The organism is Flavobacterium glucosi (assembly GCF_048286535.1).
Taxonomy (GTDB): domain Bacteria; phylum Bacteroidota; class Bacteroidia; order Flavobacteriales; family Flavobacteriaceae; genus Flavobacterium.
The window spans coordinates 201,040-214,375 of the sequence record NZ_JBLVPK010000003.1; the positions used below are offsets into that span (position 1 = coordinate 201,040).

12 protein-coding genes and 1 pseudogene are annotated in these 13,336 nt (G+C 31.2%); 7 read left to right on the top strand and 6 right to left on the bottom strand.

Annotation, left to right across the window (positions count from 1 at the left end; translation table 11 throughout):
- The first annotated feature begins 73 nt into the window (after positions 1-73).
- Entirely contained in the window at positions 74-2,185 is a 2,112-nt protein-coding gene (recQ, locus tag ACNQGD_RS06735) for a DNA helicase RecQ (protein WP_417998756.1), read from the top strand.
- Positions 2,186-2,194: 9 nt separating this feature from the next.
- Positions 2,195-2,671 (top strand): DNA-deoxyinosine glycosylase, encoded by a 477-nt coding sequence (locus tag ACNQGD_RS06740; RefSeq protein ID WP_417998757.1) that lies wholly within the window; start codon positions 2,195-2,197, stop codon positions 2,669-2,671.
- Position 2,672: 1 nt separating this feature from the next.
- Here ACNQGD_RS06740 and ACNQGD_RS06745 read toward each other — a convergent pair whose 3' ends face one another.
- The 4 genes from ACNQGD_RS06745 to ACNQGD_RS06760 form a co-directional block, all read right to left on the bottom strand.
- On the bottom strand, positions 2,673-3,188 hold the full coding sequence (locus ACNQGD_RS06745) for a DinB family protein (protein WP_417998758.1): 516 nt from the start codon (positions 3,186-3,188) through the stop codon (positions 2,673-2,675).
- A 10-nt stretch (positions 3,189-3,198) separates the two neighbouring features.
- Complete coding sequence (locus ACNQGD_RS06750) at positions 3,199-5,784, bottom strand: phosphoenolpyruvate carboxylase (protein ID WP_417998759.1); 2,586 nt, start codon at positions 5,782-5,784, stop codon at positions 3,199-3,201.
- A gap of 97 nt (positions 5,785-5,881) precedes the next feature.
- Complete coding sequence (locus tag ACNQGD_RS06755; RefSeq protein ID WP_072943262.1) at positions 5,882-6,361, bottom strand: Lrp/AsnC family transcriptional regulator; 480 nt, start codon at positions 6,359-6,361, stop codon at positions 5,882-5,884.
- A 76-nt stretch (positions 6,362-6,437) separates the two neighbouring features.
- On the bottom strand, positions 6,438-7,592 hold the full coding sequence (locus tag ACNQGD_RS06760) for a M14 family metallopeptidase (protein WP_417998760.1): 1,155 nt from the start codon (positions 7,590-7,592) through the stop codon (positions 6,438-6,440).
- Positions 7,593-7,903: 311 nt separating this feature from the next.
- On the opposite strand from ACNQGD_RS06760, the gene ACNQGD_RS06765 reads away from it, so the two are divergent.
- The gene (locus tag ACNQGD_RS06765) at positions 7,904-8,380 is read left to right on the top strand and encodes a helix-turn-helix domain-containing protein (RefSeq protein WP_417996258.1); all 477 of its coding nucleotides are present in this window, start codon (positions 7,904-7,906) and stop codon (positions 8,378-8,380) included.
- A 68-nt stretch (positions 8,381-8,448) separates the two neighbouring features.
- Here the strand turns inward: ACNQGD_RS06765 and ACNQGD_RS06770 are convergent, their stop codons facing one another.
- Complete coding sequence (locus ACNQGD_RS06770) at positions 8,449-9,000, bottom strand: 1-acyl-sn-glycerol-3-phosphate acyltransferase (protein ID WP_417998761.1); 552 nt, start codon at positions 8,998-9,000, stop codon at positions 8,449-8,451.
- Positions 9,001-9,061: 61 nt separating this feature from the next.
- Between ACNQGD_RS06770 and ACNQGD_RS06775 the strand changes: the two are divergent.
- Positions 9,062-9,726: pseudogene (locus ACNQGD_RS06775) on the top strand (spermidine synthase).
- Between the two features lie 38 nt (positions 9,727-9,764).
- Here ACNQGD_RS06775 and kdsB read toward each other — a convergent pair.
- Positions 9,765-10,490 (bottom strand): 3-deoxy-manno-octulosonate cytidylyltransferase, encoded by a 726-nt coding sequence (gene kdsB / locus ACNQGD_RS06780; RefSeq protein ID WP_417998762.1) that lies wholly within the window; start codon positions 10,488-10,490, stop codon positions 9,765-9,767.
- 625 nt (positions 10,491-11,115) lie between these two features.
- Between kdsB and ACNQGD_RS06785 the strand changes: the two genes are divergently transcribed.
- From ACNQGD_RS06785 to ACNQGD_RS06795, 3 genes are all read left to right on the top strand, one after another.
- Positions 11,116-11,877 (top strand): LytR/AlgR family response regulator transcription factor, encoded by a 762-nt coding sequence (locus tag ACNQGD_RS06785; RefSeq protein WP_417994966.1) that lies wholly within the window; start codon positions 11,116-11,118, stop codon positions 11,875-11,877.
- Between the two features lie 83 nt (positions 11,878-11,960).
- Positions 11,961-12,371 (top strand): response regulator, encoded by a 411-nt coding sequence (locus ACNQGD_RS06790; RefSeq protein WP_417998763.1) that lies wholly within the window; start codon positions 11,961-11,963, stop codon positions 12,369-12,371.
- Positions 12,372-12,781: 410 nt separating this feature from the next.
- A complete protein-coding gene (locus ACNQGD_RS06795; protein WP_417998764.1) occupies positions 12,782-13,300 on the top strand; it encodes a DUF4402 domain-containing protein in 519 nt (172 codons plus the stop codon).
- Positions 13,301-13,336: the final 36 nt, after the last annotated feature.

Consider the following 13,336-nt stretch of genomic DNA (forward strand, 5'->3'; position numbering starts at 1 on the left):
AATACATTTATAAAAGGAACTCACCGCGAGTTCCTTTTTTTATTATTTTAGACCTCTTAATATACACGCCACAATGACCCATGAAATTTTACACGCCAAACTGAAAGAAAACTTTGGTTTTGAAAAATTCAGACCCAACCAAGAAGACATCATTAATTGTATTCTTTCCGGGCAAGATACATTAGCAATTATGCCAACAGGTGGGGGGAAATCAATTTGCTTTCAATTACCAGCACTGATTTTCCCTGGAATTACAGTAGTGATTTCCCCACTTATCGCTTTGATGAAAGATCAAGTTGATGGCTTAAAAGCTAATGGAATTGAAGCCTGTTTTATCAACAGCAGCCAAACCGAAGACGAACGACAATTTTATATTGAACGCTTAAAATCTAACACAATTAAATTAGTGTACATCGCCCCAGAAAGTTTGTCTTTTCTGGATAACATTTTCAATAGTTTAACCTTGAGTCTTATTGCTATTGATGAAGCACATTGCATTTCATCTTGGGGACATGACTTCCGACCAGCGTATACTAATTTAGGATATCTAAAAAATCGCTTCCCTTCTACTCCAATATTAGCTTTAACTGCGACTGCTGATAAAGCTACACGTAAGGACATTAGCGAACAATTAAATCTAAAAAACCCAAAACTATTTGTAGCTTCTTTTGATCGAAAAAATTTGAGTTTAGAAGTACGACCCGCCCTAGACAGAGTCAAACAAATTATAGATTTCATACAAGAAAAACCAAACGAATCCGGGATCATATATTGTTTAAGCAGAAAAACAACAGAAGAACTTGCTGAAAAATTGCAAAAAATAGGTATTAGTGCCAAAGCTTATCATGCTGGTTTAGACAGTAAAATTCGCTCTAAAACACAAGATGAATTCATTAATGATGATTGCAAAGTAGTGTGCGCTACAATTGCTTTTGGAATGGGAATTGACAAATCAAATGTACGTTGGGTAATTCACTATAATTTACCTAAAAACATCGAAGGATATTATCAGGAAATTGGTCGCGCCGGTCGCGATGGTCTGCCATCAGAAACGGTATTATTCGAAAGTTATGGTGATGTAATTCAATTGCAGAAATTTGCCTCTGAAGGCCTAAATGCCGAACTGCAATTGGCCAAGTTGGAACGAATGAAACAATATGCAGATGCCTTGAGTTGCCGCAGAAAGATTCTGCTTTCTTATTTTGGAGAACTCATTACAGAAAACTGTGGGAATTGCGATATTTGTAAAAATCCGCCGCTATTTTTCGACGGAACGGTGATTGCTCAAAAAGCATTATCAGCAATTATTCGGTTACAGGAAACGGAACCATTACCGGTAATCATTGACTTTTTGCGCGGTTCCAAAAATGCATACATTTACGAAAAAGAATACCAAAACCTAAAAACGTATGGCGTAGGCATTGAACTTTCATGGTATGATTGGAATCAATATTTAATACAATTGATCAATTTAGGATATTGTGAAATCGCTTTTCATCAACAAAACAAAATTAGATTAACAGCCTTTGCTAAAAAAGTTTTATTTGAAGGAGAAAAAGTAAAACTAACCACCGTTCAAAAAATCAATATTCAGCAACAAGAAGCCAAAGAAACCAAAGCTAAATCTGTGGCAAATTCACTTTTTGAAACCTTACGAAAATTACGCTACGAAATTTCCAAAGAAGAAGAAGTTCCTGCGTATGTAATTTTTAGCGATGCGGCTTTGCGCCAAATGGAAACTGAAAGACCAATGAATGATCCCGAATTATTAGCAATTGACGGTGTTGGAAAAGCAAAACTGGAAAAATATGGCGATGTCTTTATAAAAGCAATTATAGATTTTCAGAAATCTAAAGTTGTCAGAAAAAAGAAAGAAGCCACTACCTACAAAGAAACATTAGAACTTTACAAAAACGGACTATCTGTCGAAGAAATTGCTCAAAAAAGAAAATTAGGTTTAAGTACGATTATGTCACATTTAGCAAAATTGTATGTTGATGGGGCTGACATAGATTTGGATTCGTTTATCTCAAAAGAAGAAGTTATGCAAATTGCTGAAGCACAAATAAAACTGGAATCACCAAATACCTTAAAGCCTTATTTTGATTATTTTGAAGAAAAAATAGATTATGGAAAAATCCGATTGGCATTGGCAATATTAGAAAAAGAAAATACAGCACTTTAAAAACTTTATATGATTAATTCATTCCCTCCTTTTGTAAATCCTCAAACCGAAATTTTGATTTTAGGAACAATGCCTGGTATTGCTTCTTTGGAAAAACAGGAATATTATGCGCATAAAAGAAATCATTTTTGGAAAATAATGTACACACTATTGGATAATTTACCTGTGTCAGAAATATTTGAAGAAAAAATAGAATTACTTCAAGCAAATAATATTGGACTGTGGGATGTTTTAGAAAATTGCGAAAGAAAAGGGAGTTTGGACATTCATATCAAAAATCAAAAGGAAAATGATTTTGAATCCTTGTTTAGAGAATTCCCAGGAATCACTAAAATTATTTTCAACGGAAAAGAAAGTCATAAATACTTTCTAAAAAAATTCGGGCAAATAAAAGGCATCACGTATTATGTGATGCCTTCCACTAGTCCCGCTAATACAATGTCTTTTGAAAACAAGCTGAAAAACTGGTCAACTTGTTTTAAATAATTTATAAATATCTTTCTTGAAAAACCTTTTGATGGTGTTTTTGATGTCCAATCATAATAAAACCAATTGCACGAACGGAGACAACAGTATTTGAAGCTGTTCCTGTTCTTTTCATTTGTTCCTCTGATAAACTTTTAAAAAGATATAAATTCGCATGTCTAACCGCTGAAAATTCAGTTAGTAAATCCTGAATACTTCTATTGGCAGCTTCAGTATTAGCAATATAATAATTCTGATCAAATCCTGGTAAAGGCGTTTCATCATTTCTGGAAATTCGCAATGCTCGATACGCAAAAATGCGCTCAGTATCAATCACATGCTGAATAATCTCTTTGATATTCCACTTCCCTTCCGCATATCTATAATCAAACTTATCCATTGGAATATTTTGCACAAAACGGATAAAATCATGCAATGAAATTTCTAATTCTTCCATTAAATTTACTTCTCCTAAAGCATTTATATAAGGAGCATAAAAAGAGGCATATTCGTTTTCGGGTAATTGAGTTGACTTCATATTTTATCGTTTAAGCAGAGTTTCTACTGGCATTTGTATTTCCAAAAAGAGAACGGGTAACAATTTTTTCATACACTTTTATTAACGCCTCATCCGGCTTGTCCTCTTTGTTTAATTCGTTTATACGGAGCAATGCATATTGTTGTATTGTCAATAATGGCAATACAATACGCTCTCTTATTTGTATGGATGCTTTACCATCAGGATAATTCTCCATAAGCTCTTTATGACCTGCAATTTTTAAAAGCAATCGTTTTGTTTCTAAAAATTCATCATAAATAATTTGCCAAAAAGATCCAAATTGAGGGTCTTTTCTCATGTAAGAAGTCAATGGAAAAAATGATTTTGCCAATGACATCATACTATTTTCCAACAAGGTTTTAAAGAACAACGAATTATCATATAAATCCTGAACTTTATTCCACTGATTGGTATCTTCAAAATGCTTTAGCGCCGTACCTACCCCAAAAAATCCAGGTACATTTTGCTTCAATTGACTCCAAGAACCCACAAAAGGAATCGCACGTAAATCAGCAAAATCTAAATGCTCTGATTTACTCCTTTTAGAAGGTCGGCTGCCTATATTTGTTTTAGCATAATATTTCAAAGTACTCATTTGCTCCAAATAAGGAATAAATTTAGGATGATTTTTGAAACTCAAATACTTTTCATACCCTAAACCAGCCAATTGATCTAAAATATCTTTTTCATTAACAGTTAACTCATTTTGTCCCTTACTAAAAACTTGATTCGTAACACCGGCACTTAACAAATTCTCTAAGTTATATCGGCATGAATCTAACGTTCCAAAATTAGAACTAATCGTTTGTCCTTGTACTGTAACCTGAATTTCATTATTTTCAATATTTGGACCTAATGATGCATAGAATTTGTGCGTTTTCCCACCTCCTCGAGCTGGCGGTCCTCCTCGACCATCAAAGAAAATCGCTTTAATACCATATTTTCTGGAAATTGCAGTAAGCTCTTCTTTTGCCTTGTAAATGCTCCAATTTGCCATTAAATACCCACCATCTTTTGTCCCATCAGAAAAACCAAGCATGATAGTTTGCTTGTTGTTTCTATTTGTCAAATGGTTTGCATAAGCAGGATTCGTATATAATTTCTCCATGATTTCATGTGCATTCTGCAAATCATCAACAGATTCGAAAAGCGGAATAATATCGACAGTAGGGTTTTCCCAGTTACTTAAACGGAATAACGCAAAAGTCTCCATTACATTAAGAGCACTTTCATTATTACTTATTATGTACCGGTTTGCACCAAATTCCCCATTATTTTCCTGAATTGTTTTTATGGCCTGAATGGACTCAATCGTAGATCTTGTCATTTCATTTTCAAATACAATCGGATCTAGATTCCCATTTGTATTTGATAATACTGTAAATTTCTCTTCCTCTGTTAATTCAAAATAATTTTTCGGGAAAACAGTTGAATTATTTTTTAAATAAAATGCAACAACATCATTAAACACTGCATCATGAATTTTACTATTTTGACGAATATCTAAAGATGCAAAATGAAAACCAAACAAATTAACTTTTATCAGAAGCGCATCTAACTCATGCAGATACAAAGACTGATGCTGATCTATAACAATTTGTTTTATTTTATTCAATTGTGACTTGAATTCATCCAAAGTGATAAAAATTTCACCTTTTGAATAAAAAACAGACCTGTAAAGTTTTTGTTCTAATTCAGTTACCAAAGTATCTACACCTGAGAAAGTTAATTTTCTTTTTAAATTTCTCATTTCTATATAATAACACTTTAAAATGGACGTTCGCAAACGTTCTGACACTTTCAAAGTAATCTCCGTTGTTACAAATGGATTTCCATCACGGTCACCTCCAGGCCAAAATCCAAGTTTTATCAATGGATTTTTTATGGATTTTCCATTAAAAATATTCTTTTGAAGGTAATGCACCATCTCGCCAGAAGTTTGATAAAATACATTTTCAAGATACCAGATTAAACTTACCGCTTCATCAAAAGGATTTGGTTTTTCGTTTTGAATAAAAGGAGTTTTCCCTAATTGAGCTAGTAATTGTTTAATATCCAGTAAGTTGTTTTTTCGAATAGCTTCGGTCAAATCATTAATAATCCCAAGAACAGCACCAGGATAAAATTGCGTAGGATGTGCTGTTAAAACTGTTCTTACATTAAAATCTTCCAGAAAATCAATCAATTCATCTTCTTTTTCTTTCGCATCAGACTTCTCTTTGATATCTCTTAACGAACCTCTGCCTTCCATATTATTAACAACTGGAAAAGCAGCATCTTCGATAGCATCAAATAATACAATTTGACGTTCGATATATTGAATAAAACGAAACATTAAATCAATTTTATCGGTCTCTGAAGCGCTTTGCAAATATCTTTTGGCAAAAAAATCAACTATTTCCTTAGGGGTTTCCTGTTTTTTGAAACCAATTTCACAAACATCTGTAAATAAAGGAAGTAAAACGCCCGTATTATCAATAGAATCAAAGGGTAATGTTATAAAAACACTATTATAAATGTGGTATTTAGAAAGAACGTCCTGATTGAAACGTTCAATTTTTGGTAGCGTGTACATAATCAGTTGTAGTTGGTTTAATTAGTTAATTTGTCATAAAAAAAACCCCAAGAACTAACTTGAGGTTATATTTATAATATAGCGCATTCAAGATTAATTACATATTTTTAAAAATAGTATGCATCAAGCGCTTCTTATCATTTATACTTTCCTCAAGTGAGATCATAGTTTCAGTTCTGTAAACGCCGTCAATATCATCAATCATAAAGATAACGTCTTTTGCATGCTTGGTATCTTTTGCTCTAATTTTACAAAAGATATTGAATTTCCCTGTAGTAACAGAAGCTACTGTCACAAAAGGAATTTCATTAATCCGCTCTAAAACAAATTTTGTTTGAGAGGTATTGTTTAGAAAAACACCAACATAAGCGATAAAAGAATATCCTAATTTATCATAATCAAGAACTAATGAAGATCCCATGATAATTCCGGCATCCTCCATTTTTTTAACTCTGACATGAACAGTTCCTGCAGAAATCAATAATTTTTTTGCAATATCCGTAAAAGGAACTCTTGTATTATCTATCAACATATCTAAAATCTGGTGATCTACTTCATCTAAACGAAATTTACTCATAATTCTTAAATTAATATTATTAATTGCTATAACAAAGTATAAAAATATACATAAAAACAACAAAAAGACATAAATATTATATTTTTATCATTCCGTTAACAACTTTTATGTTATTATTTAAATAAAAATCAGCTTTTTGATTCAATTTAGGAATATTGTCAAGATCATCTTTGTATAAAGCTCCTTTAGCATCGTATTCAAAATGACCAAAATAATTTTCTAAATCCCCTATTTGTGAAACATAGGCATTAAAATAAATCTGATTTTCAATTAACTCTTCTTTGTATTGAATTGCAAAATTGGTGATTATTTCGATACCATCATAATTTATTTTGATGTTTTTATACATAAAATCATAAAAAACGACTTTATTTTGAGGAATATTCAAATATTTATTAATTCCATTGCTAACTATAACGTTTTCGCAAAGTGTAGTGAAACTAGAAATTAGCGCCATAAAAACATATTTTCGCGTTTCTTCTCTTTCATAATCATTTGCAAAATGCCCCGCTTCAAACAATAAAGTAGGTACTCCTGTGTACTGAAACATGTCTCCAATACAATTTATATTGAACGAATCATCAAAACGACCAATTTGATTTGGCAAGTACTCCTGAAGCACCTCATTTATGCTCGCAATCAAATTAATAGCTTTTAATCTGGATTCGTTTATTTCTCTTTCTTCATTATAAGAAGGTGCTAAAAAAGACAATGTAGCCGGTTTTCCAGTATCGCTTACACCAAAAATAGTACGCTGATCATGAAGATTAAAACAATAATCCGGTTTAAAAGACTCAAAAATCGCTCTTAGTAACTTACTTTCTGGCTGTGTAAGATCCTGTGAATCACGATTTAAATCAACTTTATTAGCATTTTCTCTGGTATATAATGCTGCACCATCCGGATTCAACATTGGAATGCTGTAAAAAGTAAATGTATTCAGTAATTTTTGAGCCAATTCTGAACCACTATGTAACATATTTAAAAAGTCAAATAACGCTTTTGTAGTTGTACCCTCATTTCCATGCATTTGCGACCAAAGGAAAATTTTAGTTTTACCTTTTCCAATTTCATACGAATAAATAGATTTTCCAAGAACTGATTTTCCAATAATTTTAAGCTGATTATTAGTGTTTAGTTTTTGCAATAACGGCTCAATCGAATCCAAAGTAATGTATCGCCCCTGAATGGTTTCTTCTTTATATTGATTGAATAGTTGTTCTAAATTCATGCTGTTTTATTTGATTTACAAAAGTAAACATCTTTGTATTTACATTTGTAAACCATCTTCAATTAGTACATTTCAATGATGTAAACAGTATTTAGTATTTATTCCCAGTAGATCTACTTGCTATAATTGACAATTGTTACCTATTTTTAAAATTGTATTTATATAATTATTTATCAATTAGTTATATTAATTCATATCATTTAAAACTTTACCTTATTTGATGTGATAAATGCTATTTACACTTGTAATTTTGGTGTTTCAATCTATTTTGATTACATTTGTAAATAGTTAATTTTTAATATTAATTTACAATGGTAAACATAGAGGATTTTATAAAAAGATTAGAAATTATACTGGATTACTACAGTTTGAATGCTTCTTCTTTTGCAGATAAAATTGGCGTACAGCGTTCCAGTTTGTCTCACCTACTTTCAGGAAGAAACAAACCCAGCTTGGATTTTATACTTAAAATATTGGAGGTTTTCCCCGATGTGGATTTGTATTGGATTTTGAATGGGAAAGGAAACTTTCCGAAAAATTCAGAACAGTTTGATAAAAAAGAAAACAATGTTGAGCAAATTGTAAAACAAAATATTTCTACTCTTCCTCTTACTGAAATAATTCCTGAGAATTTATTTTCGGAAATAAAAATTCCAAATCCAATTTCTGCATTGGAAACAAAAAAAGCAGAAAATCAAAATACCCTAAAAGATTCCATTTCAAGCGACGTGGAAAAAATTGTATTCTTTTATAAAGATGGTACTTTCAAAGTGTTTAATCCTAATTAAAAATTAGACCGCTTTTAATTAAAAAACGGTCTAAAAAATTTAAACCTAAAAACTGACATAAACTCAATTTATAATTTATATCCTTTTTCCTGAATTTTACCTTCAACACCTATAAAATGTTTCTTCAAAATAGTCATATCGCTTTCGATATTGCCAGATGGTAAAACTGGATTTCCAAGATTGACTTCTTTCTTACCAAAATCAAATGTAACAGGAATAATAGGAACATTTGCTTTCAAAGCAATATAATAAAATCCGGTTTTTAGTTCCGTAACTTTTTTACGGGTTCCTTCAGGGGCAACAGCCAAACGAAAAACTTCTTTTCTTTTAAAAATTGCCGCAATAGAATCGACTTTGTTCAAACCTCCAGAACGATCCAATGGTTCACCGCCCATATATCTAAAATAAAATCCGAAAGGAAAACGAAACAATTCCTTTTTACCCATCCAATTCATTTCTAATCCGGTTATTCCTCTGGTAAAAATTCCCAAATAAAAATCATGCGCACTCGTATGTGGCATCACCATCATGACACATTTTTTGATATCCGCATCAATTGTCCCAACTATTTTCCAACCCATAAGCTTGAAAAATATCCATTTGTAAAATTGTTTCTTCATTCTTTATTATTTAGTACAAAATAAATAATTTATATCTTATTTTTGAGTAAAACCGCCACCAATGATTAAAAAAATATTTAGTTATCTTATTCCGATAAAAATTTATGAAACCAAATCTTCTTTGAGTAAATCGATTGAGGTAACTTGGGCAAATGGAGAATTGGTTTTAGATTCTGAAAATGCAAATTATTCATATGGCAGTTTGCAACGCATCTTAAGGTTAGGATTAAAAAACATTGGATATGAAAAAATAATTCCAATGAATCACATCTTAGTTTTAGGAGTTGCCGGCGGAAGCGTTATAAAAACATTGGTGGATGAAATAAAATATAAAGGAAAAATTACCGGAGTAGAAATTGACCCCGAAATAATAAAAATAGCCAACACCTATTTTAAATTAGATAAAGTGAAGAATCTTGAAATTGTAATTGATGATGCTTTCGAATTTGTTTTAAAACCAAAACCAAATATGATTTAATTATTATCGATATTTTTCAAGATACAACAATGCCTAATTTTCTATTTGAAACCTTTTTCATCAATAGAATTTGCTCTCTTTTAAAAAGTCAAGGTTTTATTCTTTTCAATACAATGTTATTGAATGAAAGCCAAAATCTAAGAAATAAAAAATACGTGTCTGAATTTTACAAAAATCAATTTCAAATAAAAACCATTCCTAGAGTTGAAGTTCACAATGAGTTGATATTAATTGAAAAGCTGTCCTAGTCAAAAAAATATTTTTTACAGGGAAATCGCGCTTAATTTCATAACATCTTTCTGGCTTTTTCTAAATCTTCCGGAGTATCAATTCCGATTCCGATATGGGTAGTTTCAATCATTTTGATTCTTTTTCCAAATTCCAAATAACGCAATTGCTCCAGTTTTTCGGATGCTTCCAAAGATTGCATTGGTAAACTGTAAAAATCCAATAAAGCTTGTTTTCTAAAAGCATAAATCCCGATGTGTTGCATGTACCGAACGCCCACATTTTTCTCTCTTGGATACGGAATCACCGAACGCGAAAAGTACAAAGCAAATCTGTTTTGATCTACCACGACTTTTACATTATTCGGATTATTGATATCGGCTTCATTTGTAATTTCGCGCATCAAGGAAGCCAAATCCACTTTTTTATCCAAATCATTCCTAAAAACTTCAATGACTTCAGCCAAAGGTTGCGCATCGATAAACGGTTCGTCTCCTTGAACATTTATCACAATATCAACATCTAGATTTTCGACTGCTTCCGCAATTCGATCACTTCCCGATTCGTGTTCCTTGATACTTCGAATGGCTTTCCCACCATGAGAAACGATTTCATCATATATTAAATCCGAATCCGTTACCACAAAAACATCATCAAACAATTGCGTGTTTATGGCCGCTTCATAGGTTCTTAAAATGACCGTTTTACCTCCTAAATCCTGCATTAGTTTAGCGGGAAATCGTGTCGAAGCGTAACGGGCGGGAATGACTGCTATTATTTTCATTTTATATGGAATTGCTAAAGTGCTAAGTTAGTATGTTTTTAGGATTTACAAAACTGTTCTGAATTCTCAACCTGAATTTACTTCGTGATATTCCAAAAAACTAATTTTTAGTACAATTATATTACTCTCATGTTATATTAAATAACTAACTGACAATCAGTTGTTATTATATATAGCAAGCACATACTTTCAAAAATAGTTCTTTTTATCAAGAATCAATAGTACCTTGCTGGAAAACCATTAAAATGGATGAATTCTAAAATTACTTTCAAAAAGATCAATAAACTACTATTTGATTGTCAATTCATAATCCTTTTACGGATACAAAAAAATAAAGAATACGAAATTGCATTGTGTTAATGAAACACATCAAAATTAAATTTAAAAAAATGATACTATTTTAGCAAAACAACCTTTTTAACCACACTTAATACAAGAAACGTAACGATTATTACTTTTATTTTTTTTAAAAGAACTACTACATAATATTGCTATTTATTGTTTTATTTTCGAAACACAAAATTATCATTTTATCTTTTTCCTATTATACTTAAGATGAATACTCTACATTAAAATTAATGGTATTCGTCGGTTTTAAAGATAAATTATCCTTAAGTACACCCCTATGATCCCCATTAATGCCGTAATTATTACGAAAGAAAAAGACACTTTACAAATCATTAAAAAATTTGAAAAAGAAAACTTTATGATTCTCAAAATAGTAAACGAAACTACCTCTATAATAGAAGGAATCAATAGTATACAATTACAAAAACCAGATCTCGTGTTATTAGATATTTCCTTTAAAGACGATACTTTTTTTAATATGCTCGATGAATTAGAACTTAGTATTCCTAAACTAGTATTCATTTCTGCTAATAAACAAGATGCTGTAAAAGCATTTAAACAAAATGCGATTGATTTTATTTTAAAACCTGTCGATTTTAATTCTCTCATTTTAGCTGTATACAAAGTAATTAAAAGAACTAAAATGGAGCGATCCTATCAAAATCAGAAAATTAATTCCATTGAGCTATTAAACTCATTAAATCAGCCAAACGATTATGTTGCTGTATCCTCTTTGGATAAAATTGAACTGATTCCTAAGGCTGAAATTATTTACTGCCAAGCAGAAGGAAGATATACTACTTTTTTTCTCCAGAATGGGAAAAAGATTATGTCTAGTAAAAATTTAGGCGAATACAGTACAATACTAAATCCTAACTATTTTTTTAGAATTCACCACTCGTATATTGTTAATTTGCGTCACATAGTGAAAATTTCTAAAAAAGAAGGCTATTTCTGCGAATTTCCTAATGGCGTGCTTTTGGCTGTAGCCAAAAGACGTCAAGAAGATTTTAATAAATTTATTAAACTAAAAGAATAACAACTTCATACTAAAATAATGGAGTTTTTTTTCGTTTTAAAACGATGACTATTCCCATTATGATTGCTCTTAAAACAAAAACTATGAAAAACGAGTTAGAAGCAAAATTTGGAAAAGTAATAATTGTTGATGATAATCCCATCGAACGCTACTGCTCTTCTCGAATGATTCTCAATAATAATTTTGGGAAACAAGTCATCGAGTTTTCACTTGCAAGCAAAGCACTTGCTTATTTAGTAGAAAATCAGGAAAAGGGCAACCAGTTACCTGAGGTAATTTTTATAGATTTATATATGCCCCATTTTTCGGGTTTTGAATTTCTGGAAGCTTATGATAAATTGCCGTTTACGTTGAAAAACAAGGTTAAAGTATTTATTGTTTCGAACACAATTGAAGATCTCGATATTACAAGGGTTTGTAGGGATCCAAATGTGGTTTCTTTTCATCAAAAACCCATTATAAAAGAATTTCTGGATCGAATTATACCCGATTAATATTCTTTTTCTAATTTTAAAAATGAAAGTAAATTCAATTTAAACTTTTTTAAAACTGAAAATTAAATAAGTCATAAAAAACACTTTTTATAAAAACTTTAAATTATTGAATATTCAAATAATTTTAGTTAAATTTAAATTTTTAACGTTTTTTTAGCGTTAAAAAACAAGTACTTCAAAAAAATGATGCCTTTCTTAATGTATATCGAAAGTCTTTTTCTTTCTTATTTTTCACTTATACCTTAGTAGAGATCAGTTATTACTTCTCATTTTACAAATAAAAACTTACTAAATACATTTGTGAGGTAATTAGCAGAGTTGCTTTTACGAAACATATTATTTAAAACTGATTAAGGATCCGGACAAAAGCTGCACTTGCTTCTTAATTTTAACCCCCAAATTATTTTACAATGAAAAAAATTACACTTTTAACTGCAATCCTAATGATTGCATTTACTACTAAGGTTGTCGCTCAGTCCACAGCTACGACTACGGCAGCAACTAGCGCAAGAGTGATTAAGCCAATTACAATTACAAAAGCTGTAGACATGAATTTCGGAAATTTAGTAGCGACTATAGCTGGTGGGGCTATTGCTCTTTCTACTTCAGGGGCGCGTACTGGTGATGCTGCAATCCTTCTAGGAACACAAAACGGAAGTGTGAAAGCCGCTTCATTCACCGTTACTGGAGAAACTGATTTCACCTATGCAATTACTTTACCGTCTGCTTCGTTTAATGTAAGTAACTCTGCCACTACCCCTGCAACAATGTCCGTTGGAACATTTGTTAGCAGTCCAAGTACCACAGGTGCATTAGCATTGGGAACACAAACTCTGATAGTTGGAGCAACAATTACCCTGGGTGCAAATCAGTCATCTGGTAATTATACCAATGGTACTGCATTGGCTGTTACTGTAAATTACAACTAGTAATTTTAAAAAAAAGGTTGTTCCAAAAATGGGACA